General features: G+C 55.7%; 25 protein-coding genes and 1 tRNA gene. 15 read left to right on the forward strand and 11 right to left on the reverse strand.

The features are described from left to right. The first annotated feature begins 21 nt into the window (after window positions 1–21). Both K0B93_RS02670 and selD read left to right on the forward strand, forming a co-directional pair. Entirely contained in the window at window positions 22–690 is a 669-nt protein-coding gene (locus K0B93_RS02670; RefSeq protein WP_219865700.1) for a helix-hairpin-helix domain-containing protein, read from the forward strand. After that, the gene (gene selD, locus K0B93_RS02675) at window positions 690–2,966 is read left to right on the forward strand and encodes a selenide, water dikinase SelD (protein WP_219865949.1); all 2,277 of its coding nucleotides are present in this window, start codon (window positions 690–692) and stop codon (window positions 2,964–2,966) included. The genes K0B93_RS02670 and selD overlap by 1 nt, the downstream gene beginning before the upstream one ends. 16 nt (window positions 2,967–2,982) lie before the next feature. Here the strand turns inward: selD and senB are convergent, their stop codons facing one another. Beyond that, window positions 2,983–3,966 (reverse strand): selenoneine biosynthesis selenosugar synthase SenB, encoded by a 984-nt coding sequence (senB, locus tag K0B93_RS02680; protein ID WP_219865701.1) that lies wholly within the window; start codon window positions 3,964–3,966, stop codon window positions 2,983–2,985. 173 nt (window positions 3,967–4,139) lie between these two features. Between senB and K0B93_RS02685 the strand changes: the two genes are divergently transcribed. The 4 genes from K0B93_RS02685 to K0B93_RS02700 all read left to right on the forward strand — a co-directional run bounded on the left by K0B93_RS02685 (window position 4,140) and on the right by K0B93_RS02700 (window position 7,900). Next, the gene (locus K0B93_RS02685) at window positions 4,140–5,015 is read left to right on the forward strand and encodes a putative selenate ABC transporter substrate-binding protein (protein ID WP_219865702.1); all 876 of its coding nucleotides are present in this window, start codon (window positions 4,140–4,142) and stop codon (window positions 5,013–5,015) included. Continuing rightward, complete coding sequence (locus tag K0B93_RS02690; protein ID WP_219865703.1) at window positions 5,015–5,665, forward strand: ATP-binding cassette domain-containing protein; 651 nt, start codon at window positions 5,015–5,017, stop codon at window positions 5,663–5,665. Before K0B93_RS02685 ends, K0B93_RS02690 begins: the two co-directional genes overlap by 1 nt. Before the next feature lie 16 nt (window positions 5,666–5,681). Next, on the forward strand, window positions 5,682–7,148 hold the full coding sequence (locus K0B93_RS02695) for a PhnE/PtxC family ABC transporter permease (RefSeq protein ID WP_219865704.1): 1,467 nt from the start codon (window positions 5,682–5,684) through the stop codon (window positions 7,146–7,148). A gap of 188 nt (window positions 7,149–7,336) precedes the next feature. Continuing rightward, window positions 7,337–7,900, forward strand: a complete 564-nt coding sequence (locus tag K0B93_RS02700) for a hypothetical protein (protein WP_219865705.1) — start codon at window positions 7,337–7,339, stop codon at window positions 7,898–7,900. Here the strand turns inward: K0B93_RS02700 and K0B93_RS02705 are convergent. After that, window positions 7,893–8,207, reverse strand: coding sequence for a hypothetical protein (locus tag K0B93_RS02705; protein WP_219865706.1), 315 nt, complete (start codon window positions 8,205–8,207; stop codon window positions 7,893–7,895). The genes K0B93_RS02700 and K0B93_RS02705 overlap by 8 nt on opposite strands. 71 nt (window positions 8,208–8,278) lie before the next feature. Next, window positions 8,279–8,458: a hypothetical protein gene (locus K0B93_RS19175; protein ID WP_228743177.1), complete on the reverse strand. Its 180-nt coding sequence runs from the start codon at window positions 8,456–8,458 to the stop codon at window positions 8,279–8,281. Window positions 8,459–8,869: 411 nt separating this feature from the next. Between K0B93_RS19175 and K0B93_RS02715 the strand changes: the two genes are divergently transcribed. Genes K0B93_RS02715 through K0B93_RS02725 form a run of 3 tightly spaced genes read left to right on the forward strand, consistent with a single transcriptional unit; the run spans window position 8,870 to window position 11,078 of the window. Beyond that, on the forward strand, window positions 8,870–9,790 hold the full coding sequence (locus K0B93_RS02715) for an ABC transporter ATP-binding protein (RefSeq protein WP_219865708.1): 921 nt from the start codon (window positions 8,870–8,872) through the stop codon (window positions 9,788–9,790). Between the two features lie 26 nt (window positions 9,791–9,816). Further along, window positions 9,817–10,578, forward strand: coding sequence for an ABC transporter permease (locus tag K0B93_RS02720; RefSeq protein ID WP_219865709.1), 762 nt, complete (start codon window positions 9,817–9,819; stop codon window positions 10,576–10,578). Beyond that, window positions 10,575–11,078: a DUF192 domain-containing protein gene (locus tag K0B93_RS02725; RefSeq protein ID WP_228743179.1), complete on the forward strand. Its 504-nt coding sequence runs from the start codon at window positions 10,575–10,577 to the stop codon at window positions 11,076–11,078. Before K0B93_RS02720 ends, K0B93_RS02725 begins: the two co-directional genes overlap by 4 nt. A 14-nt stretch (window positions 11,079–11,092) precedes the next feature. On the opposite strand, the gene K0B93_RS02730 is transcribed toward K0B93_RS02725, so the two are convergent. Continuing rightward, window positions 11,093–11,881, reverse strand: a complete 789-nt coding sequence (locus K0B93_RS02730; RefSeq protein ID WP_416383190.1) for an enoyl-CoA hydratase — start codon at window positions 11,879–11,881, stop codon at window positions 11,093–11,095. 185 nt (window positions 11,882–12,066) lie between these two features. Here K0B93_RS02730 and K0B93_RS02735 point away from each other — a divergent pair, with 185 nt between their 5' ends. From K0B93_RS02735 to K0B93_RS02755, 5 genes are all read left to right on the forward strand, one after another. Then, window positions 12,067–12,210 (forward strand): hypothetical protein, encoded by a 144-nt coding sequence (locus K0B93_RS02735; protein ID WP_219865711.1) that lies wholly within the window; start codon window positions 12,067–12,069, stop codon window positions 12,208–12,210. Continuing rightward, the gene (locus K0B93_RS02740) at window positions 12,207–12,758 is read left to right on the forward strand and encodes a nucleoside 2-deoxyribosyltransferase (RefSeq protein WP_219865712.1); all 552 of its coding nucleotides are present in this window, start codon (window positions 12,207–12,209) and stop codon (window positions 12,756–12,758) included. The genes K0B93_RS02735 and K0B93_RS02740 overlap by 4 nt, the downstream gene beginning before the upstream one ends. A gap of 13 nt (window positions 12,759–12,771) precedes the next feature. After that, window positions 12,772–14,235 carry a patatin-like phospholipase family protein gene (locus tag K0B93_RS02745; protein WP_219865713.1) on the forward strand — a complete coding sequence of 488 codons (1,464 nt, stop codon included), beginning with the start codon at window positions 12,772–12,774 and terminating at the stop codon, window positions 14,233–14,235. A gap of 4 nt (window positions 14,236–14,239) precedes the next feature. Further along, window positions 14,240–15,121: a DMT family transporter gene (locus K0B93_RS02750; protein ID WP_219865714.1), complete on the forward strand. Its 882-nt coding sequence runs from the start codon at window positions 14,240–14,242 to the stop codon at window positions 15,119–15,121. 101 nt (window positions 15,122–15,222) lie between these two features. After that, complete coding sequence (locus K0B93_RS02755) at window positions 15,223–15,699, forward strand: CBS domain-containing protein (RefSeq protein ID WP_219865715.1); 477 nt, start codon at window positions 15,223–15,225, stop codon at window positions 15,697–15,699. A 205-nt stretch (window positions 15,700–15,904) separates the two neighbouring features. Here the strand turns inward: K0B93_RS02755 and K0B93_RS02760 are convergent, their stop codons facing one another. The 7 genes from K0B93_RS02760 to K0B93_RS02790 form a co-directional block, all read right to left on the reverse strand. Continuing rightward, window positions 15,905–16,210 (reverse strand): NIPSNAP family protein, encoded by a 306-nt coding sequence (locus tag K0B93_RS02760; protein ID WP_219865951.1) that lies wholly within the window; start codon window positions 16,208–16,210, stop codon window positions 15,905–15,907. Between the two features lie 77 nt (window positions 16,211–16,287). Continuing rightward, on the reverse strand, window positions 16,288–16,782 hold the full coding sequence (locus K0B93_RS02765) for a gamma-glutamylcyclotransferase family protein (RefSeq protein WP_219865716.1): 495 nt from the start codon (window positions 16,780–16,782) through the stop codon (window positions 16,288–16,290). 87 nt (window positions 16,783–16,869) lie between these two features. Further along, entirely contained in the window at window positions 16,870–17,286 is a 417-nt protein-coding gene (locus tag K0B93_RS02770; RefSeq protein ID WP_219865717.1) for an MAPEG family protein, read from the reverse strand. Between the two features lie 146 nt (window positions 17,287–17,432). Beyond that, on the reverse strand, window positions 17,433–18,338 hold the full coding sequence (locus K0B93_RS02775; protein ID WP_219865718.1) for a homocysteine S-methyltransferase family protein: 906 nt from the start codon (window positions 18,336–18,338) through the stop codon (window positions 17,433–17,435). Window positions 18,339–18,718: 380 nt separating this feature from the next. Beyond that, complete coding sequence (locus K0B93_RS02780) at window positions 18,719–19,282, reverse strand: hypothetical protein (RefSeq protein ID WP_219865719.1); 564 nt, start codon at window positions 19,280–19,282, stop codon at window positions 18,719–18,721. 247 nt (window positions 19,283–19,529) lie between these two features. Further along, window positions 19,530–19,616 (reverse strand) — tRNA-Leu (locus K0B93_RS02785). A 79-nt stretch (window positions 19,617–19,695) separates the two neighbouring features. Next, entirely contained in the window at window positions 19,696–20,325 is a 630-nt protein-coding gene (locus K0B93_RS02790) for a class I SAM-dependent methyltransferase (protein ID WP_219865720.1), read from the reverse strand. A 185-nt stretch (window positions 20,326–20,510) separates the two neighbouring features. Between K0B93_RS02790 and K0B93_RS02795 the strand changes: the two genes are divergently transcribed. Then, window positions 20,511–21,944 carry a cytochrome ubiquinol oxidase subunit I gene (locus K0B93_RS02795; RefSeq protein WP_219865721.1) on the forward strand — a complete coding sequence of 478 codons (1,434 nt, stop codon included), beginning with the start codon at window positions 20,511–20,513 and terminating at the stop codon, window positions 21,942–21,944.

A 21,944-nucleotide genomic window follows, 5' to 3' on the forward strand; every position in this document is an offset into this window, starting at 1 on the left:
CCACCCGTAAGGAGACATTTCATGGCGAAGAAAGCCAAACCGAGCGTTGATAAGATCGTAAAAAAGGTCAACAAGGAATTCGAGAAAACGTCCTCCCAGATCGAAGGGCTGGTCAACGATGCGCTCAAGCAGTTCGACAGCTTGCAGCAGCAGATTCAGGACCCGGTCAGGAAGCTGTTGAAAGAAGTGGACGACCTGCGTGAGCGGGAGATGAAGCGGTTCAACGATGAGTTTGAACGCAGGCTCAACGAATTCCACGAGCTTCAGAGCAGTATTCTTGAACGCCTGGGTGTCGCCTCAAAGGAAGCCGGAAACGAGGTAAAGAAACGCACCGAGGAAATCAGTCAGGAAGCGAAGACAGCGGCCAAAAAGGCGGCGCCAAAATCGTCCGCCAAATCCGGTAGTAAGGCCGCCAAATCTTCGGCTAAAAAAACGCCTGCCAAGAAGACGCCCGCCAAAAAGGCACCTGCTAAGAAGCCGGCGACTGGCACAGCCAAAGCCGTCGACAAAAGCAACCTGACTCTGGTGAAAGGTATTGGTCCGGCAACGGCCAAGAAGATGAAGGAAGCTGGCATTACGTCCATTGATCAGATCGCCAATCCTTCCGAGGCCGACCAGGAAAAGCTCAAGGCCTTCTCCAACATCAAGGGATTTTCCCAGTTCAGCACTGAAGCCAAGAAAATCGTATGATGCGAACGCCTGACCAGCCTGTTTTACGGGACATAGTCCTGGTTGGCGGCGGGCACAGCCACGTCGGGGTATTGAAGCGGTTCGCCATGAACCCGGTCCCCGGCGTGCGGCTTACCCTGATCTGCCGAGATACCCACACGCCCTACTCTGGCATGCTGCCCGGGTACGTAGCCGGCCATTACAGCTATGACGACGTGCATATAGATCTCAGCCGTCTGGCAGAATACGCCGGAGCCCGGTTCTACCGTGACGAAGCGATTGGTATCGACCGGGATCAGAAGCGAGTTATATGCCGTGGTCGACCGGATGTGCCCTACGACATTCTGTCCATCAATATCGGTTCGTCTCCGCAAGTCAACGAAGTTGAAGGGGCTGCCGACCATGCGGTCCCGGTCAAGCCCATCACCGGCTTCAATAACAGCTGGCTTGCCCTGCTGTCCCGGATCGAAAACCACGACGGGCCGCTGTCTATCAGCGTTGTCGGAGCCGGTGCCGGTGGCGTTGAATTGACCCTCGCCATGCAGTTCCGACTGACGAAAGAACTCAAGCAGCGGGGCAAAGATCCGGATCAGCTGCATTTCCATCTTTTCGACGCGGCCGACGAGATTCTTCCGACCCACAACCCCAAGGTTCGCGAAATATTCCGGAAAACACTCTCGGAACGGGGCGTGAAAGTTCACCTCGGGTCCCCGGTCCGCAAGGTTCAGGAAGGGTTGTTGCTGACCGAATCGGGCGAATCCCTGCAAACAGACGAGGTCCTGTGGGTAACCCGCGCAGGCGGCCCTGAGTGGTTAAAGGACACCGGACTCGCCCTGGATGAGAGCCTGTTCATTCGGGTTCGTGACACGCTTCAGTCCGAGAACGACGACAGCATTTTTGCCGCCGGTGATATCGCCAATGTCACCAATCACCCGAGGGAAAAAGCGGGGGTATTCGCGGTACGCCAGGGCCCTCCCCTGGCCGACAACCTGAAGCGCATGGCCCTCGGCAAGCGAGCCAGAGATTTTCACCCGCAGAAAAGTTGGCTGGCACTGATCAGTACCGGCGACAAGTACGCCGTCGCTTCCCGCGGGAACATGGAATTCGACGGTGCCCTCGTCTGGCGCTGGAAAGACTGGATCGACCGCCGCTTCATGAAAAAGTTCAACGACCTGCCGGCCATGGAGGATGACGCCAAGCTACCCGACACGGCCGCGGCACAGAACCCCGAAGAAGCCTCCCAGGCTATCTCGGCAGTGGCCATGCGCTGTGGCGGCTGCGGTGCGAAAGTCGGCAGTACCGTGCTATCCCGGGCACTCGGAGAGCTCAAACCGATTGAGCGGGACGATATCCTCATTGGTCTGCATGCGCCCGATGATGCGGCAGTGCTCCGGGTCCCCCCTGGCAAGGCTGTGGTCCATACCGTGGATTTTTTCCGGGCGTTCATCGACGATCCCTATGTTTTTGGTCGCGTTGCAGCCAACCACAGTCTTGGAGATGTGTTCGCCATGGGCGCCGAGGCTCAGAGTGCGACCGCTGTGGCGACGGTGCCCTATGGCATAGAATCCAAGGTCGAGGACGTCGTTTTCCAGATGATGTCCGGGGCGGTGGAGGTGCTGAATGAGGCCGGTTGTGCCCTGGTGGGCGGCCACACGGGCGAAGGTAAGGAATTGGCGCTGGGCTTTGCCGTCAACGGCCTGATCGATCCGGATGAGGTCATGAGTAAAGGCGGATTGCGGGCCGGTGATGTTCTGATACTCACCAAACCGATCGGTACCGGCACCCTGTTTGCCGCCCACGCCCGACTGGCGGCCAGAGGTCGATGGATTGATAGCGCCCTTGCCTCCATGATCCAGTCCAACAAACTTGCGGCGGAATGCCTGAGGCGATACGGATCCCGGGCCTGCACAGACGTTACCGGCTTCGGACTTCTCGGGCACCTCGTCGAGATGACCCGGCCCTCGGGCGTTGACGCAGAGCTGGACCTGTCTGCAATTCCGGTATTGCCGGGAGCGGAAGAGACCGCAGCGGCCGGCATCCTGAGCTCGCTCCAGCCTGCCAACATCCGGTTGCGTCGTGGTATCCGGGATCAGGAGAAATGGGTCAAGCATCCCAGGTACCCGTTGATCTTCGATCCGCAGACGGCGGGCGGCTTACTCGCCAGCGTTTCCGCCGATCAGGCCGAAGCCTGCGTGCGGGAACTGAAATCCCTCGGCTACCCGCACACCGCAATTATCGGTCGGGTGCTGCCGCAGGATGTGGAAGGCGCCATCGAACCCATTTCGCTAAAGGACTAGCGTCTGAACCGAGGGACTACCCTTTCAGATCAGCCCGGCGCCGGGTGGCTGTCTCCAACGCCCGTTCCAGAGCCTGCCGCTCGTTCTCGGGCGTGAAAAGCGGGGCAAGTGCCTGCACCTGCTCCGACAGGCGCTCCCGGTATTCCGGGTCAGTTTCTGCCCGGTGGAGGGTATGGGCAAGTGATACCTCATCCCCAGCCGGGAAATAACCGTCGTAATGATCACCCAGCAGGCCGCGATTTCCGGGGATGTCCGAGGCGATGATCGCCAGCCCCGCCCGACAAGCCTCGGAAACCACATTGGCGCCACCCTCCATCACGGAGCTGATCACCATGAGCTGGCATCGCGCCATCAGTGACCGGATTTCTGCTTTGTCGAGCTCACCCAGCCATTCGAAGCGCGGATTTTCCTGCACCTCCTTCTCCACCATCGATTGCCAACTGTCATTGTGCGGCTTTCCGGCGCAGAGAACGCGAACTGTCGAATCCTCTGGCAAAAGCCGGGCAGCAATCGCGGTCCGAAGGGAATCCTTTTCCTCCCTCAGATGGCCAATCACACAGACGTCAAAACAATCGGTGTTGCGGCCGGCGTTTCGCGCCGCAGGCAATGCCTCTGCAGATTGGTAAAGGGTAATGAGCTTATCGGTAAACTGCTCTGGAATATCCTCGTTCACCCGGGCGTGCAATCCAATCAATACGTCGGCCGCCGCCATGGACGCCAGTGTGGGAAGTGGGTATTCGTGCTGGTGGCGGTAAATGTCGGTGCCCGTCAACGCCAGTAACAACGGCGCTTCCGGCCAGCATTTCCGGAACATCTGGATGGCATCGTGACTGCGCCAGGCATGTAGGGCGACAAACGCATCGCAACTCTCGCCCTGGTATTCCGTCACAACAGCAACCTGATGGCCGGCTTGTCGGAGCAGGTCAGCCCAGCGCTCGGCGGTGGCACGATTGCCGGCACGGGATCCCGGAGGTGCCGGCGTGATCATTATTATTTTCATGATTTTCCCATTCACAAACGATGCAAAGACTTGGGGTTACAGGGCTGAGCCAATCAAAGCAGCAATTCGTATAGCTGTTCAGGGTTGACGCAAATCAAGGTATCCTTGGCCCTTCAGGATGCGACGTGCGTTCGCTCACTCCAGTCATCCAATCATAGAACTAAGGACATCAAATGGCTTTGAATCTTATACGGAAATTCACGCTTTCCGGCCTGCTTGGTGCAATGGCTTTCTCCGCATCCGCTGAAACCTTCGTGTTCACAGCCATTCCCGATGAGGACGAAACAAAGCTTGTGGAGCGGTTCAGAGGCGTTGCCGACTACCTTTCGGAAGAACTGAATGTGGACGTTCGGTATATTCCCGTCAAATCCTACGCCGCCGCTGTATCGGCATTTCGTAACAATCAGGTTCAGTTGGCCTGGTTCGGTGGTCTTTCCGGTGTCCAGGCCCGACGTCTGGTTCCCGGCTCCGAAGCGATTGCCCAGGGCGTCGAGGACGAAGCCTTCCAGACCTATTTTATAGCCAACACCAGCACTGGCATTGAACCGGCTGAAGACCTGTCTGAATTGCAGGATGGCCTCAAAGACAAGACCTTCACCTTCGGGTCCAAGGGCTCTACCTCCGGCCGTCTGATGCCGGAATTCTACATTCGTGAAACCTTCGGCGAACAGCCAGAGGACTTTTTTTCGCGGGTTGGTTTCAGCGGCAATCACACACGTACTCTCCGTCTCGTAGAGGCCGGCACCTACGAGGTTGGCGCGCTGAACTTCCAGGTCTGGCAGAAAGAGGTTGAGGATGGCAACGTCGATACCGACGCGGTTCAGGTGATCTGGGAAACCCCGCCGTACCCGGATTACCAGTGGACCATCCGCGGTGACGTGAACGACCGCTTTGGAGAAGGCTTCAAGGATCGTGTCAAAGAGGCGCTGTTGAGCCTGGACGATAAAGCGCTGCTGGAAAGCTTCCCGCGCTCAGGTTTCATCCCTGCCTCCAATGACGATTACGAGCCCATCCGGAAGACAGCCGAAGAGATTGGAATCCTCGATTAATGTCAGGATTCGATCTCCCAAGTCTGACAGCTTCCTTCAGCGGAGAGCGGGTGGTTGGCCCGCTCTCCCTGACGGTCAAACAGGGCGAACAGGTCGCTCTGGTCGGCAAGAGCGGTGCCGGCAAATCAACACTGATTCGATTGATTCATGAGCAGGTGAATCGTAACTCTTCACTGGTGCCACAAGAGTTGGGGCTGGTTAACGCCCTTCCCGTTTTCCACAATGTGTTCATGGGCCAATTGGATCGGCATTCAGTCTGGTACAACACGATGTCCCTGATCCGCCCCTTTACCGCGGACAAAACAGCCGTTCGGGAATTGCTGGCTGACCTGGGCATGCCTGAAAAGCTCTGGATTCCTACGGCGTCGCTGTCAGGCGGACAGCGTCAGCGGGTTGCAGTAGCGCGAGCCATGTATCGAAACGCCGGTTTACTCCTGGCGGATGAACCGGTATCCGCCCTTGATGGTCCCATGGCACACCTTGTCATGAAGCGACTCAAGGAATACTTTACGACAAGTGTCATTGCGCTCCACGACGTCGAAATGGCATTGACGTACTGCAACAGGATAGTTGGAATACAGGACGGCCAGGTCGCACTGGATGACACCAGCGATCGCCTGACTGCCGCCGACATCATGTCACTCTACTAGGAAACGCCAGCCCCTCATGTTTTCCTATCCGACGGTTCGAACCAGCCTGATTTTTCTTGCCATTGCGGTGGCTGGGCTGCTGGCCGCCGACATTGCGATAACCGCTTCCAATCCATGGCGGGATCTTGGCAACTTCTTCCTCGGTGTCGTGACTCCCAATTTTTTCAGTTCCGAGGGGCTGATGACGGCATTACTGAGGACCGTCGCCTTCGCGTTCGTGGGGGTGGCGCTCGGGAGTGTGGCCGGCTTCATGTTGTCTCTGGTCTACCGTTTCTTGCCCGTTCGCATCTTCTGTGCGTTTATCCGGGCCATTCACGAGCTTTTCTGGGCGCTCATCTTTCTCCAATTCTTCGGTTTCCACCCGCTAACGGGGGTTCTCGCCATTGCCATCCCCTACTCCGGGATCTTTGCCAAGGTGTATTCCGAGATTCTCGAGGAAGCGGATCCCGAGCCGGGCCGCCTGTTGCCGCCCGGCACTGGGGTTATCGCCGCATTCCTGTACACCCGAATTCCGGATTGCTGGGTCCAGCTTCGGACCTATACCGCGTACCGGCTTGAGTGCGGCCTGCGCTCCAGTGCCATCCTCGGCTTTGTGGGTTTGCCGACATTGGGGTTTTACCTCGAATCGGCATTTTCCCAGGGGCTTTACTCAGACGCCGGCGCCATGCTGATCCTTTTCTATGTATTGATCGCTACCATGCCGTTATGGGTCAAACCCAAGCTGCTACCGATCTACATACTCGGTGCGCCTTTTTTCCTGGGGGACGGACTGCCGATCGTCTGGGGAAATGTTGAACGGTTTTTCACCCAGGACATCATTCCCAGTCCCATCAGGCAGGGCGAGGGTCTTGCCGGCCTGACCTCCTGGTTTGGAGACCTGATGGTCCATCAGGCCCTGCCGGGCATCTGGAACACGGTGATTCTCACCCAGATTGCCTTGGTCGGGACCGGCATTCTGGCCCTCTTGCTGTTCCCCCTGATCTCCAATCACTTCGGCGGTCCCATTCGCCGAACATCCGGCCATGTATTTCTGGTCATTGCACGGTCAACACCGGAATACATCCTTGCCTACATCCTGCTTCAATTGTGGGGTCCTTCGATGTTGCCTGCCGTTGTTGCGCTGGCTCTGCATAATGGCGGTATCATCGGCCACCTGATTGGTCGCCAGACCAATAACATCAAGTTGAGAGGCGATGCCGTAAAGGGCTTCAGCCGTTACTCGTGGGAGCTGGTGCCCAGGGTTTACCGCTCGTTCCTGGCCTTCCTGTTCTACCGCTGGGAAATCATCATGCGGGAAACAGCGATCCTCGGCATTCTCGGCATCTATACCCTGGGCTTCTACGTGGACAGCGCCATTCAGAATATCCAGTTTGACCGTGCCATGATGCTGATCCTGATAACCGCTCTGCTCAACATCGGTGTGGATGCCCTCGGACGCTACATCCGCCGGAAACTGGCACTGCAAACCATGCCAACCTGCTAGCGGCTTTGGCTCGCTTTAGCCTGTAAATATTACCGACATAGATGAACGGGGCGCGGATTTTGATGTTCATCACAGTTCCGTCACTCCGGCCAATCGAAAGGCTCAATCTGCCAAGCTGTACCATCCCCCTGCGGGTTACAGTTCGTTACACTTCGGCCGGGTTCTGAACTATTTGAGGCGGGTAAGACATGACAGATGGGTTGGTTTTCGTGATCCAGATTGGCCTGGTAGCCCTTGTGCTGCTGATGGCCTATCGCATGTTCTCGCTGGTGCGCGCGGCCCCCTTGCCGGAGAGCGGTTCCAACCAGGAGCTCGGGCCAGCCCCGTTTATTGGAAAGCAGACCACGCAACCCGTCACCTCATCCGACCGGACGGAACTGTTTACCCGGCTGCACATTCTTGCAGGCCTTCAGGAACGGGATTGTCGAGTCAATGGGCTTGATCTGGCTAAGGCGCCGGAGGCGGTGCGGGACTATGCCGCGGTTTGGCTGTACGGCGCTGCCTGCGCGCTTTGCGACAGATCCACCCGACATTCCGACTCCCTGGCGGGGCTGGCCGCGCACATCGCACAGCGGAAAATCGGAATTCGGCAGCCTCAGGCACTTCAGGCAATTGCCACCTTGAGCCAAAGCAGTGCGCTTCTGGCGTGTTATCGAGGGGGCCTGGAGGGCGCGGAGTTCTGGCGGCAACATCACTACGTAACGCCCGCCAGCAGTCTTTATGAGGCCATCACGGCCAATGCCTTTATTTGATGGCAGCCTGATCGGAGACCGTGTCCAGTTCCCAGTTCGTGCCCAGTTGGATTGATTCCCCTGTGTCCGCCTGATTGATCGGCATGCCTGCGATGGCAGGCCTGGTAAAACCGCCCTCTTCCGTATTCTTCATGCTTTCCACGTCAACGGATCGAACCAGATAGACGGTTCCGTCAGACACGACTCTGGCCCGATGGGTCAAGCCAAACACGAACCGGCAGTAATCCAGTTTCAACTGCAGCAGATCCTGCTCCGCTTTGCGGATCTTGCGAAGCAGTACCTTCTGAACGCTATCTCCGTAATCCATCGTATCCTCCCTGGAATCAGTGTTGATGTTGGTGAAAAGTGACTGGAATTTTACACAATAATGGAGGCTTGTCAGCTATCCACCCGGAACACCATTTTCACGGGAATGCTTTCCAATGCTTCCTGGCCCTGCTGTAGATCGATGCGCCAGACCATCTCCGTTCCGGTGCTGCAGACAGGAGCCGTAAAACTCCCGACATAACTACCGTCGACCTGACGGCGAAGCGGCACCGGGTACTCGCCCATGTACATGGATTCGCCCCTGAGCACCGCGAGGAATCGTTCCGGGGGCTCGGGCGATATTACAGTGAGCCTATACTGGGAATCCTGACTGCCCTCACCAGGGACTTGAAGATCTACCGTCCACTGCCCGGCCCGGCTTGACCACGAACAGCTTCCCTCCAGCAGGTCGCATATCACAGTTGGGCCGCCCCATGGTTCCTGACCGTTATTTCTTAACATTCGGGGGACGAATACCACCGTAGCGACCAACGCCAGTATCAATCCCACAATCATGGCTGCTCGTAACATTGTTATACCTCAGTTTCGGACAGCGGCATTATGAGCGCTGAGCGGAGACAGGCAAAGCTTTCTAAATTGGCGCCAGTCATGAGAAAATACTGCGCTTTCATTTCTGACCCATTTTAAAGACAGGATACGCCCGTGCAGCCGGACATTTCCGTAAAGCACCTCAGCAAGGTTTATGGCGACGGTTTCCAGGCATTGAAAGACATCAACCTGGAAATCAACCGGGGCGAAATATTCGCCCTGCTCGGCCCGAACGGAGCCGGAAAGACGACCCTGATCAGTATTATCTGTGGCATCGTGAACCTTTCCCAGGGCGAGGTGAAAGCTGCCGGCCATGACATCGTGCGAGAGTATCGCAAGGCCAGGCAGTCCATTGGCCTGGTCCCCCAGGAGCTGAACACGGACTCCTTTGAGACCGTATGGGACGCTGTTTCGTTCAGTCGCGGTCTCTTCGGCAAGGCCCCCAAACCCGAACACATCGAGAAGGTGCTGAAGGACCTGTCGCTCTGGGACAAACGCAACAATCGCATCATGTCGCTGTCCGGCGGCATGAAACGCCGGGTGATGATTGCCAAGGCGCTGTCCCATGAACCCCAGATTCTCTTCCTTGATGAGCCAACCGCAGGCGTTGACGTTGAATTGCGCCGGGACATGTGGAAAATGGTCAGGAAGCTCCGGGAGAACGGTGTGACCATCATCCTTACCACACACTACATTGAAGAAGCTGAGGAGATGGCGGACCGGATTGGTGTGATTCGCCACGGCGAAATCATTCTGGTGGAAGAAAAAGACCGCCTGATGAGCAAACTCGGCAAGAAGGAACTGCGGCTGCAGCTTCAGAGCAGGCTCGATAAAATGCCTGGCGAGCTCACGCTCGAACCCATTGAACTGTCTGATGATGGCTACGAGCTGATCTACACCTTCGATTCCCAGCAGGAACAGGCCGGCGTCGCGCGGTTGCTGCGTACCCTCGGCGATCTCGGTATCGAATACCGGGACCTTCAGACCCGGGAGAGCTCCCTGGAAGAGATTTTTGTCGGCCTCGTGCACGAATAGCCCCGCCCGAATCACTGGAGAAAGGCATGAACCTTTACGGCGTCCGCGCAATCTACAACTTTGAAATGGCCCGCATGAAGCGCACCGTGATGCAAAGCGTGCTGTCACCAGTCATCTCCACCTGCCTGTATTTCGTCGTATTCGGCTCAGCCATCGGCTCGCGCATGGGAGACATCGACAACATCAGTTACGGGGCCTACATCATTCCCGGCCTGGTAATGCTCTCGCTGCTGATGCAGAGCATCTCCAACGCTTCTTTCGGCATTTATATGCCAAAGTTTTCCGGCACCATCTACGAGGTGCTGTCGGCTCCGGTCTCCTACGTGGAGGTGGTACTCGGCTATGTCGGCGCGGCCGCCACCAAATCGGTGATCCTCGGCCTGATCATACTGGCCACAGCCCGGCTGTTTGTGGATTACGATGTGCTGCATCCGTTCTGGATGATCTCTTTCCTGATCCTTACCTCGGTCACCTTCAGCCTTTTCGGGTTTATCATTGGCATCTGGGCGGATGGCTTCGAAAAACTGCAAATCGTACCGATGATGATCGTTACGCCGCTGGTGTTTCTTGGCGGTACCTTCTATTCCATCGATATGCTGCCACCAATCTGGCAGACCATCAGCCTGTTCAACCCGGTGGTTTACCTGATCAGTGGCTTTCGGTGGGCTTTCTTCGGAGTGTCGGACGTGCACGTGGGAATCAGCGTCGGTATGACCCTGGTCTTCCTGAGCGCATGCATGCTTGCTGTCTGGTACATTTTCAAAACCGGTTATCGGCTGCGCTCATGATCTCCAATCGCTATGCCTCATTGCTCGCATTGCTGCTGGTTCCGCTGGTATCCGCCTGCTCCGCGGACCCAAGCGTTCCCCAGCCCAGGCTACCGAGTTCAACGGCTTGCTTTATAACGCCGGAAGGCTCAGTTCCGGTCACTCTCGAGGTGGCGGAGGACTTCGGTCAGCGGCAGAAGGGACTGATGGGGCGCAAAGCCCTGGCGGAGAACGAGGGTATGTTGTTCGTGTATGAGCAGCCCCAGAATCCGGAGCATGGATTCTGGATGTACAAGACTCTCATCGCTCTCGACATTGCCTATATTGGCCCAAAGGGGGAAATCGGCAATATTCGAACGATGGCACCATGCAGTTCAGGCAACTCCGGAAACTGCCCGTCCTATCCGGCGAGAGTGGCGTTCACCTCGGCGGTTGAAATGAACCGGGGCTTTTTTTCGGAGCACGGCATAGGGGTCGGAGACCGCCTGGTCGTCGGCGAAGCTGACTGCCTCGCCGACTGATCGCCACCCTCGCCTCAGCTATCCTGCCAATCCGGCTTGCGCTTCTCCAGGAACGCACAGATCCCTTCCCGTGCATCATTGGCCTGCATATTGTCCGCCATCACGGTTGAGGTAAATTCGTAGGCCTCCGCCAGGGGCATTTCCAATTGCCGGTAAAATGCCTCCTTACCGACTTTCAGCGTGTGTCCTGACTTGTCTGCAATGGTCCTTGCCATCCCGTAGACCGTCTCGTCCAACACCTGCTCATCCACCGCCCGGTTCACCAGGCCGATTTCCTCTGCCCTGACGGCACTGATCATTTCACCGGTCAACAGCATCTCCATGGCGTGTTTGCGCGAAACGTTGCGGGAAAGCGCCACCATGGGCGTGGAACAGAACAGACCAATGTTGACCCCCGGCGTTGCAAAGCGGGCGGTATCCGCGGCCACGGCCAGATCACAACTGGCGACCAACTGGCAGCCTGCGGCGGTAGCCACACCGGCAACCCGGGCAATCACGGGCTTTGGCAGGGACACAATCTGCTGCATGACCTTGCTGCACTGATGGAACAGGGCGAGTTGGAAATCCTGATCATCGAATTGCTCCCGGATCTCCCGGAGATCGTGGCCCGCGCAGAACACACTGCCATGGGCGGCAAGGACCACCACCCGGGTATCCGCGTCACTGGCAATGGCCTCCAGTTCCCCGGACAGCGCTTCAAGCATGGCCATCGAGAGGCTGTTCCGGCTCTGGGGCTGGTTCAGGGTGAGCGTCGTTATCCCGCTGTCGCTGTATTTGCGAACCAATGGTTCCTCGTCAGACATCATGATTCGTTCCCCCTTCACGCGGCTCTGGAATTACACATCACTGAATGTTTCAGTATTAACCACGTACGTATTGCTGTCGAAGAGACTTTTGTAGAACGCTCAGGAATTTACCGTAGGGGTTGTGATTGACACTCTGGCCCCACAGGTAAGTACCAGGTTTCAGTTTGACAAAGGAGCGAGGCATGTCCAAATCGACGATCCTTCGGGCTTTGGTCGCCATTGCTATCATTGTGGGTGGAATACTGGTGATCATGGAAGACGAACCCGAACCGCCAACCGGCGATATCAACCGTATTGAACCACTTCCAAAACAGGATAGTCCTTGACCAAACCACAACGCGTATACCTGGCGGGGCCTGAGGTATTTTTTCCAGAGCGCGAGCACAGGCGCATTGTCGCCAGCAAAAAGCGCCTGCTGGCTGCCTGCGGCCTGGAGGGCGTAGACCCGCTGGACACCGAACTGGAAGGTCCAGGCAGCGAATCAAAACGGAGCCTTGGCTTCCGGATATACCGAGCCAACCGCGAGCTCATGGACAGCTGCCAGGCCATCATTGCCAACCTCAGCCCATTTCGTGGCCTCAGCGCCGATCCCGGTACCGTCTTCGAAGTCGGCTACATGATCGCCAAGGACAAGGCTGCGGTCGGATACACGATGGATCCGAGAAATTATTTCGATCGGGCGGGCTCTTCCGACACCGACAACCTTGGCCACACCGTGGAGAATTTCGAGTTCAGCGATAACCTGATGATCGAATGCGGTATCGTGGAGGCCGGGGGCGAAATCATCCGCGGACAGGGCGCGGCCTCACACCCTTTCTATGATGAGGACGTATTTGAGCGGTGCGTACGCGCCCTCATCCAGCGGCACCCGTAAAGCGAAAAACCTTATGAGCGACAGAAAAACCCAACGCCGGCAGCTAATGAAGCAACTCGGCGAAGCGGATTCCTACCGCCAATGGTACGCCACCGCCGAAAAGCTTGATGAGCTGGACGGCACACTGGCCTGGCGAGAGGAGGCCGGCTGTGAACTGCTGCACGAAAAGCTGCTCAGGGATCACATCGCCGCAATGATCCGCTGCCGAAAGCGCGGTGACACACGGGGATTGACCCGTGTGCTCCAGGAAAGCGTTTACCGTCACCTGGGCGAGATCGCGAACCCGGACCTCTACGCAGTCGCCCGGACCGGTACCAAAGTTCTGGTCACCGAGTTCCTCGACGAAGTGGAACGGTCAATGAATTTCGTCTGTGACCACGACATGCCCGGCGTGTCGATGGAACAGAAGCTCCGACTGTTCAGGGATGCCGAACGGGTGTATGGCCGGCCGGCCCTGATGCTGAGCGGTGGCGCGGCTTTCGGGATCTACCATATTGGTGTTACCCGGGCGCTCTGGGAGGTCGGGCTGCTCCCGGATGTGATCGCCGGGTCCAGCATGGGCGCAATCGTAGCCGGCGCCGTCTGCACCCGAAACAAGCGCGAGCTTGAATCCTTTTTCACCGAACCTGACGAGATTCACCTGAACGCCTTCCGATGGCTTGAGCCGGAGCGTATCTGGCGTAGAAAGCACGCCATGGATCCCTCCCACTTGCTGGAACACATCCGGACCAACATCGGCAGTATCAGCTTCAAAGAGGCAGAGACCCACAGTGGGCGCACCCTGAACATCTCGGTATCGCCCACCCGCACCCGACAAAAACCGAGGCTGCTGAACAGCCTGAGTTCGCCCGAAGTCCTGGTGGACTCAGCCATTCTGGCCTCCTGCGCGGTGCCGGCGATCTATCCCCCGGTCACCCTGCAAGCGCGGGACTTCGAGAAGGGTTCTGAGGGCTCCAAGCCCTACATGCCAACCGAGCGCTGGATTGACGGCAGCGTACACGGGGACTTGCCGCTGATGCGTATGGCGCGCCTGCACAACGTGAACCGAACCATCGTGAGCCAGGCCAATCCCCATGTGCTGCCCTTTATTACCCATCACCATGAACGCGGGCCTAAAGCCACACTGAAACAGGCTGCCGCTTCCATGGCGCATGCACAGGTCGCAACGGCGCTCAAACTCAGCCGCAACTCAGCGCCGTCATCGGTTGTTCGTCCGCTTCTGGAGCAGGCCCACGCGATGACCACACAAACCTACCTGGGGGACATCAACGTCCACTTCCCATTCCGCCCCTTGCTGTACCGAAAACTGTTATCGAACCCCAGCCGGGCTGACCTGGACATGTTCATCCGCCTTGGCGAACAGGCAACCTGGCCGCGCATGGCCATGATTCGAGACCAGACCAGAATCAGCCGAACCTTCTCGGATTGCATTGCCCGGCTTGAGGCCGCCATCCGCAACCAGAACCGGCCGGAGTAATCGCTTGGAAACAACCCGAATCAAGGGACTGAGCATTGCAGCGATCGGCGTCATGTTCATCACGCCGGATGCCCTGCTGGTAAAAATCACCTCCGTGGAACCGGTGGTTTTCCTGTTCTGGCGGGGCATCTTGCTGGCGTTCAGTTTCCTCGTGATCAACAGCGTTCGCTACCGATCCGGCCTTGCCGCGGAAATGCGCAAGTGTGGCTGGAAAGGATTATTCTGCGCCGCCGCCTTTGCCATGAGCACACTGGGCTTTGTAGTCGGCATGAAAAATACCGCCGCCGGAAACGTATTGGTGATCCTCAATACCGCACCGGTTATCGCTGCCCTGATTGCCTGGCTGGTCTGGAAGGAAACCCTGCCGCTGAGAACCTGGGCCATCATCATCGTGTGTGTCACCGGCGCCACCATCATGGCCATCGGGGAATGGGGCCGGGGCGAACCCCTTGGTATTCTGATGGCATTTATCGCGGCAACCGCGCTGGCGTCCAACCTGAACGTTGCCCGATCAAAGCCGGACGCCGACATGAGTGTCATGCTGATGTTCGGCGCCCTGATGCTGGCTGGCGCAGCCGCATTGGCAGGTGGTGTAGAAATTCCCTCTCTTCGGGATAGCCTGTTCATCGCCCTGCTCTGCCTGGTGTTCCTGCCGGTTGCGGCGACGATGATCCAGATTGGCCCGCGCTACATTCCGGCGGCTGAGGTCAGCATGATGCTCTTGCTTGAGACGGTGATCGGTGCATTTCTGGTCTGGCTGTTCCTGGGGGAAGTTCCGACACCCCTCAGTCTCATTGGTGGCGTGATTGTGTTCTCGGCCCTTCTTACCCACGGATGGATTGAAGTGAGGCGGTACCGGCTTGCGAGGCTCCAGGCTCAGGAGTAAATAAACTTAAAAACCCGGAAACACCAGAGGACGTTGCAGGTCAAAGTCTGCTCAGGGACGCGGTTTAGCGAAGGACTCATGGGTAATCGGGAGGGACGATCATGTCCATTAAAAACATCATGCACAAAAACATTCTGTGCTGCGACATGGAGAGTTCTCTGGAACAGGTCGCCACCGAAATGTGGAACGATGATCTGGGAATCGTGCCTGTCATCGACCGGGAGAAAAAGCTGGTTGGCGTGATCACGGACCGGGATATCGCCATTGCGGCAGCGCTTAAACACAAGCCGCTATGGGACATTGCGGCCTCGGAACTGGTTGAAGGAAAGACCTGTCACTTCTGTCACCCGGAGGACGACATTCATGACGTTCTGAAAATGATGAGCGAAGCGCAGATACGACGCGTGCCCATTGTGAACGAACAACGGGAAGTCGTAGGAATGGTCGGCGTTAAGGACATTGCAGAGCACACGGCCAGAACCGGCAAGGCAATGGGGACGGATGAATTCTCCTCGGAAGAATTCCTTGGCACTGTCCGTCAGATCTGTCGACCCAACCTGCCTCAAGCCGCAGCGTGAACAGACAGAGGCCTGAAAGTGAACTCCATCGCCCTCCCAAACGTTCAGGGGTGGACGATGGAGACACGCCAAGGGCTCGGGTTATTCACCGCCGCCTGGTTTCCGGGCTGTTTCTCGACATCACGACAACCTCTACCAACGGCGGCTAACCTGCGGCATTTGAGGCCCATCGGGCCGGAACGATCCTGATACCCTTATTACAAGCTCACTCAAACACCGGCCTCATGAAGCTGCGCTCGCAGCTAAATACGCAACGAGTCTTTTCTGCATACTGGAAAGCCGCTTGGCAATCTGCATCTTTAAATGACGCCTCACGATACTGCTCGTAAGCGGCCAGCGACTCGAAAGTGAATAATGCGATGGCGATATTGTTGGCTCCCTCGGATGGCAAAAAATATCCATGATGCTGACCACCGAATTTCTGAACCAGAGGTATCCACATCTTGGAGTAGTGCTCAAACTCAACGGCTTTATAGGGATCTATGACGTATCTCAGATAACAGGTAACCACTTGAACTCCCATTCAGTTGGCCTTGTAACGCCTCGCATCAGCGGCCCAGCTTTGCTGAGCCCGTCTGAATGCGTTTGCTAGCGGTAAATTGATAACTCTTGTTCGTGGCGATCCCGATCCGGATCCTGTATCGATCCAACCTCTTCGATGAAAGCTATGTATCCAGCTGGAAGATCGTTCTCTCGAGCGCCACGTAATACGTGTTCCACATACCACGTATACGGTTTCAAGTTCTCGTCGATATCCGTGGCGTAGTACGTAAATGCGCTAAATCTCGCCCCATCCGTTCCGACCAACTCAACCTGTTTCTGTTCGTACCCATATCCAAGTCCCTCAACTCTATCCAGGGCAGCTTTTCCACTATGGTCAATCTCAAAAACAACTCCCCAGACAATATCAGTCTCGTTGGACGACTCCGCGATATCACATTTCGCCGAGGTATCTCTTCTCGAAATCTTTCGAAATTTTAGATTATGCCCATTAAGGATAGCGACGGTATCGAATACGGCAGAGGGAACTCTTGCCGAAATTCTCTTGATGGACATATTCGAACCGTATGAAAAGTATTTCAATGATTCATCCCCTTACAGCTAACGCTTCAAAACGGGCGAATGCCGCAGGCATTTGTCTCGCGATCCGACTGGTTATACTGCAGCCGATTAAACCAACACCTCTAGCAATTTGTAGCACCAATACACTCCGATACCCATTTGCACAGCAAAAGCACCAAACCTCATCGTTACTGCAACCGGACTCAATGATGCAAGGTGAAGCAAAGACTGAGCTATTCTCGCGGCCAGGAAAATATATGCTAGCTGATCGGTTACATTGGCGTTTGAAGTGATGATCGCCGCAATCATGATGCCCCCAAATACCGGAAGACCTTCAATGCAGTTGGCATGGGCGCGAGCCAACCGTTGCATAAACGGTGATAAATTGGAGTTCTGAGGGTTAAACTCGTTCGGAGCGATCTCTTTGGTAAGTACCATCTTCGATCGAATAGACTCCATGAGCACGAGCAAAAGCAAACTCCACGCTATGAATCCGACTAATGTAATTATTGTTGGTGAGTTCATCCGTTTATTCCTGCCACTATCCGTTGAATTTTATGTTCTTAGCTTAACGCTGAAGGCAGCGGCGCGTCCCGCGCGTCCGTTGGCCTGACTTGTTAACAAAAAGACTTCAAAGTGCACCGCTCGTGGCATTCGATCTTCTCTTTGGTTTAGCTGATATTCTCTGTCAAATATTCGAGATGCTTACCATCTGTACCACAACAACCACCAAGTATTTTCAATCCAAAAACTCTGTTCAACTGAGCCATGAGGCTACCCCATTCCTCAACGGATTCAGATTTAAGTTCTTTTGAAGCCTCAAGCTCGTCATGGCTCAGGGAAGATGCGTTTGCCTGTATACCAATTAGCCTTTCAAATGCTTGTTCAGAGAGTGTCGTTGGATTCAAAAATGATGGGTAGGAACAGTTAATAAAATAGCCAAGCGGATTATTCGTAGTCTTAGAATCCACATATTCAATAGCTTTCTGAACTTCCGTTCCATCCAGGATGTTGCCATCGGAACCAATCACGAAACTTATGATGTAAGGTAATCCCGTGGCTTCCATTGCTAGAGAGATTCCAGCTGCCTCCTCTACGGAAGGCAACGTGACTGCAATCAGAAAATCAACTCCTGCGCTTGCTAGCTGATCGATCTGCCATTTATGGAACTCGCTTGCTTCATTCAGTGACAATCCCTCCTCAGGTAAATAGCAATCGTTTTTACAGCCAATCACACCGCCGATTTTAACGGGCACTTTCTTGGATTCGTCGACAACTAGTTCTTTGAGGAAATGCGCGGCATCAACGTTAATGGTATGTCGCTGATTTGATGTTTGCACTCGCTCCTTGTTTGCCCGCCAAGTAGGCGTAAAAAGGAATATAGGAAGGTTATTCGCGTCGGCGATGCCCAGATATTCACGGTATAAGCTCCGTAGTTCTGCTCTACCCTCGTGACAATAGATCAATGGGGTGTGAACTAAACTTCTGTCCAGCTCAATCCTTTTGCTACGACGGAGCCTTTCAACAACAGCAGCCTCGGCGAGGATAAAATGATGGTTTTCTAGGAGCTCTTTCATCTGACATTCTCAGGGAGTTTGGTCAATTAACGCTTGTGTTTAGCGGCACCCTCATAAGGGCGTCCGCTGGAGGGCGAACAGCAAGGAACAACCGTAATGGCCTTGTTATAGCTTTTCACGTACCGAACTCACGAATAGGTAGGAGCAGATGACGCCAACTAGCAAAGGGATACTTGCTGCCGCTTTATTGCCCAAAGTCGCGCAGATCGGTGCAATGATCAAACCGAGGCTCGTACCACTGGGACCACAATCTGACCCGCCCATGTAGAGGCTATATGCCCACCAACATGAAATAACAATGCCGATCCCGAACCCTGTGCTTGCCATGAGTTCTTCCCCGACTTCTTCGTACTAGGCTTCTTCGACAAAGGCAGATTGCTTTAACTTGAATTGCAAAGCCCCTCTGACCTCTCAATCTTGCTAACGTCCGTCGCCGCCCCAGCGATTGGGATTATGAGAAATCCAGTGCCTGCAAAAGAAACTGATTGACTGACACGACCTTCCCCATGCGCGTCGAGACCTAAAACCGTTTTACCTGTCCCGACTCCAATGAAAACATTTCCGGTCTCACGGGCCCCAGAAGCTATATATTCGCGGTCCAATTCGATACGACCGTTTTCGAACTCAAAATCTCTCCCCGCCTCGAAGGCAGATTTTTTTAGAATCATTCCATTCGAGATTGCAGAAACGATTAATCTATTGTTGTCTTCTTGCTTGATGAAAACTGCTTCAGGCTTGTTTTCTATCCCAAACACCTTCGGCCATACGATATCGCTCAGACAAGCCAACGCTGAGCCATCAGAAGTGTTGCTGCAGTTTTTGTAGCATCCTTCAAAAGCTTTTAGGTTAGCCACTTCGACAAAACCCGAATCATTGCGTGGCACCGTTGTCGACGCACAGCCCGTGAAAATTGCTATTGCCAAAAATATAAACACTCGGTTCATTGTGAGCTAGCACTGGTTAGATAGCGCGTTTCGTTATTGCAAAAATACGACGGCTTCATGATTACACAATGTCATTTAACACGCAGCCATATCTATTGTTTTAAAACAACACGTTATCCCAACCATAATTGAAGGGCAATGTAATCATTTTACAGGCGCGAACCATGCGAACAGCAACGATAGTCAGACGGCTCGGCTACTAACCTGGCGCGTTAATCGCGATGTTTATGATGGGAATATTTGGGATTGGTGCTCCGGGCCGGAATCGAACCGGCACGACCGTGAGGTCGAGAGATTTTAAGTCTCTTGTGTCTACCAATTTCACCACCGGAGCATCGGAGGGAGGTTTGGACGGGCAGAATTGTATAAGGGCAGGTTCGGTAACGCAATTCGGATTCCAGCGGCGCGCAGGTTCATGCGCCCGCTGGCTTGACGGCCCTGCCCTTGTAGACATAACCCGCAATTTTGGGGGTCTTGGGAATGTAAAGGTTTTCAAGATCCGTTACCTCGAATCCCGCTGTCTGAATCAACTCCGAAATCGGCCGGTTGAGATGGCAGCCTCCGGCGACTTTCTTCCAGGTCGGTGTTACGCGATTCTGCCATGTGCGAGTTCCGGGATCCGGTGATTCGCCGTGTTCGAGGAACAGCAACTCACCTTCCGGTTTCAGCACCCGCTTCATTTGCTGGAGCGCAGCGCTCCAGTCAGGAATGGTGCAGAGGGTGAAGGTCAGTAACACGGTATCCACGCTGTGATCGGCAAGGGGGATTTTCTCGCCGGGCAGGTCCAGCCATTCCACTTCTACGGATGAGCGCGAGAGGTTTGCCTGGGCTTTGCGACGCATGCCTTCCGAGGGTTCCAGGCCGTATACGAGCTCGACTGTTTCCGGGTTATAGAACTCAAGGTTTATACCAGAGCCCATACCTACTTCCAGGACAACGCCTCTCGCCTTGGGGACCACCTGGCTCCGGAGTTTCATCACCTGGCCATTCGAGCAGACCCAGTCAATCAGGTGGGGAAGTATGCGTTCTTCGTAAAAGCTCATTTCGTCCACCATTATTGTCATTTGTCAGGGGGTGCGACAATCTGCCCTACCTGATTTGTCCATGTTTTTTAGTAGCATGGCAGCTATCTGCCGGTAATAACAACATACAACATGCGCCCAGGCAGCGGCCGAACGGGACTGCTGTTCCCCGTTTATTGTGATGCATGAGTTACCGGAGGGTTCCCATGGAACTAGATCCTCTCATCCTTTCGCGAATACAGTTCGCCTTTGTAGTGTCTTTTCACGCCATTTTTCCGGTCTTCACCATTGGCCTGGCTTCCTACATTGCGGTGCTTGAAGGCCTGGCCTTCAAAACCGAGAACCCGGTCTGGGTGAAGCTGTCGGCATTCTGGACCAAGGTCTTCGCCGTGGTTTTCGGCATGGGCGTGGTATCCGGCATCGTAATGTCCTTCCAGTTCGGCACCAACTGGAGCAATTTCGCCCAGGCATCGGCCAATTTTCTCGGGCCGATTCTCAGTTATGAGGTGGTCACGGCGTTTTTCCTCGAGGCGGCATTCCTCGGGGTTCTGCTCTTCGGGCGGGACAAGGTGCCGGCCGGGCTTCACCTGTTCGCCGCCGTTATGGTGGCCACGGGCACTTTCATTTCCTCGTTCTGGATTCTGTCCGCGAACAGCTGGATGCACACCCCGGCCGGTTTCGAGCTGCGGGAGGGGGTATTCCATGTGACCTCCTGGAGCGAAGCGATCTTCAATCCTTCCTTTCCTTACCGGTTCATGCACATGGCCCTCGCCTCCTTCCTGACCGGTGGATTCGTGGTGGCCGGGGTCAGCGCCTGGTATCTGCTGCGAGGTCGCGAAGTGGAGGCCAACCGCAAAGCCCTCTCCATGTGCCTGTGGCTGCTGCTGTTCATTGCTCCGACCCAGGCCGTGGTTGGTGATTTCCACGGTCTGAATACCCTGGAACATCAGCCCACCAAAGTCGCGGCGATGGAAGGCAACTGGGAGACCTCCCGAAACGTCCCGCTGCTGCTGTTCGCCATTCCGGATCAGGACAGTCAGAGCAACCTTTACGAAATCGGCATTCCCGGTCTGGCTAGCATGATTCTGACCCACGAGTGGGATGGCGAGGTGCCCGGCCTGAACGAGGTACCGGCGGCGGAGCAGCCGCCCGTTGCCATCGTGTTCTGGTCATTTCGGCTGATGGTGGGCCTGGGCCTGCTGATGATTGCGTTCGCGGTGACCGGCCTGATTCTCCGCGCCGGCGGTCGTTACTGGCGCAATACATGGTTCCTCCAGGGGCTCAGGTTCATGAGCATTGCGCCTTTCCTCGCAGTCCTCAGTGGTTGGTTTGTTACAGAGATTGGCCGCGCGCCCTGGCTGGTTTACGGCGTGATGACCCAGGCGGAATCGGTCACACCGTCGCTGACCGGCCCAATGGCTCTGTTTACCCTGATCGGCTACATCGTGGTTTATGGCCTGGTGTTTACCGCAGGGCTCTATTACCTGATGCGGGTGCTCTATGTGGGGCTCGAAGACAGCCCCGATGATTGGGAGCACGAAGCGGAACGCCCGAAACGGCCATTCTCGGCCGCCCACGTACCGTTCGAGATTGACGGGGACAACCAGACAGGCAAACCCATCAACCAGGGAGGTCACTGA

Source organism: Marinobacter sp. F4218, from assembly GCF_019443085.1.
Classification (GTDB): domain Bacteria; phylum Pseudomonadota; class Gammaproteobacteria; order Pseudomonadales; family Oleiphilaceae; genus Marinobacter; species Marinobacter albus.

Excerpts from the sequence above, each read along its gene's own strand:
- K0B93_RS02670 (WP_219865700.1), top strand. The coding sequence starts at position 22 with ATGGCGAAGAAAGCCAAACCGAGCGTTGATAAGATCGTAAAAAAGGTC.
- selD (WP_219865949.1), top strand. The coding sequence starts at position 690 with ATGCGAACGCCTGACCAGCCTGTTTTACGGGACATAGTCCTGGTTGGC.
- senB (WP_219865701.1), bottom strand. The coding sequence starts at position 3,966 with ATGAAAATAATAATGATCACGCCGGCACCTCCGGGATCCCGTGCCGGC.
- K0B93_RS02685 (WP_219865702.1), top strand. The coding sequence starts at position 4,140 with ATGGCTTTGAATCTTATACGGAAATTCACGCTTTCCGGCCTGCTTGGT.
- K0B93_RS02690 (WP_219865703.1), top strand. The coding sequence starts at position 5,015 with ATGTCAGGATTCGATCTCCCAAGTCTGACAGCTTCCTTCAGCGGAGAG.
- K0B93_RS02695 (WP_219865704.1), top strand. The coding sequence starts at position 5,682 with ATGTTTTCCTATCCGACGGTTCGAACCAGCCTGATTTTTCTTGCCATT.
- K0B93_RS02700 (WP_219865705.1), top strand. The coding sequence starts at position 7,337 with ATGACAGATGGGTTGGTTTTCGTGATCCAGATTGGCCTGGTAGCCCTT.
- K0B93_RS02705 (WP_219865706.1), bottom strand. The coding sequence starts at position 8,207 with ATGGATTACGGAGATAGCGTTCAGAAGGTACTGCTTCGCAAGATCCGC.
- K0B93_RS19175 (WP_228743177.1), bottom strand. The coding sequence starts at position 8,458 with ATGTACATGGGCGAGTACCCGGTGCCGCTTCGCCGTCAGGTCGACGGT.
- K0B93_RS02720 (WP_219865709.1), top strand. The coding sequence starts at position 9,817 with ATGAACCTTTACGGCGTCCGCGCAATCTACAACTTTGAAATGGCCCGC.
- K0B93_RS02725 (WP_228743179.1), top strand. The coding sequence starts at position 10,575 with ATGATCTCCAATCGCTATGCCTCATTGCTCGCATTGCTGCTGGTTCCG.
- K0B93_RS02730 (WP_416383190.1), bottom strand. The coding sequence starts at position 11,881 with ATGTCTGACGAGGAACCATTGGTTCGCAAATACAGCGACAGCGGGATA.
- K0B93_RS02735 (WP_219865711.1), top strand. The coding sequence starts at position 12,067 with ATGTCCAAATCGACGATCCTTCGGGCTTTGGTCGCCATTGCTATCATT.
- K0B93_RS02745 (WP_219865713.1), top strand. The coding sequence starts at position 12,772 with ATGAGCGACAGAAAAACCCAACGCCGGCAGCTAATGAAGCAACTCGGC.
- K0B93_RS02755 (WP_219865715.1), top strand. The coding sequence starts at position 15,223 with ATGTCCATTAAAAACATCATGCACAAAAACATTCTGTGCTGCGACATG.
- K0B93_RS02770 (WP_219865717.1), bottom strand. The coding sequence starts at position 17,286 with ATGAACTCACCAACAATAATTACATTAGTCGGATTCATAGCGTGGAGT.
- K0B93_RS02775 (WP_219865718.1), bottom strand. The coding sequence starts at position 18,338 with ATGAAAGAGCTCCTAGAAAACCATCATTTTATCCTCGCCGAGGCTGCT.
- K0B93_RS02780 (WP_219865719.1), bottom strand. The coding sequence starts at position 19,282 with ATGAACCGAGTGTTTATATTTTTGGCAATAGCAATTTTCACGGGCTGT.
- K0B93_RS02790 (WP_219865720.1), bottom strand. The coding sequence starts at position 20,325 with ATGAGCTTTTACGAAGAACGCATACTTCCCCACCTGATTGACTGGGTC.
- K0B93_RS02795 (WP_219865721.1), top strand. The coding sequence starts at position 20,511 with ATGGAACTAGATCCTCTCATCCTTTCGCGAATACAGTTCGCCTTTGTA.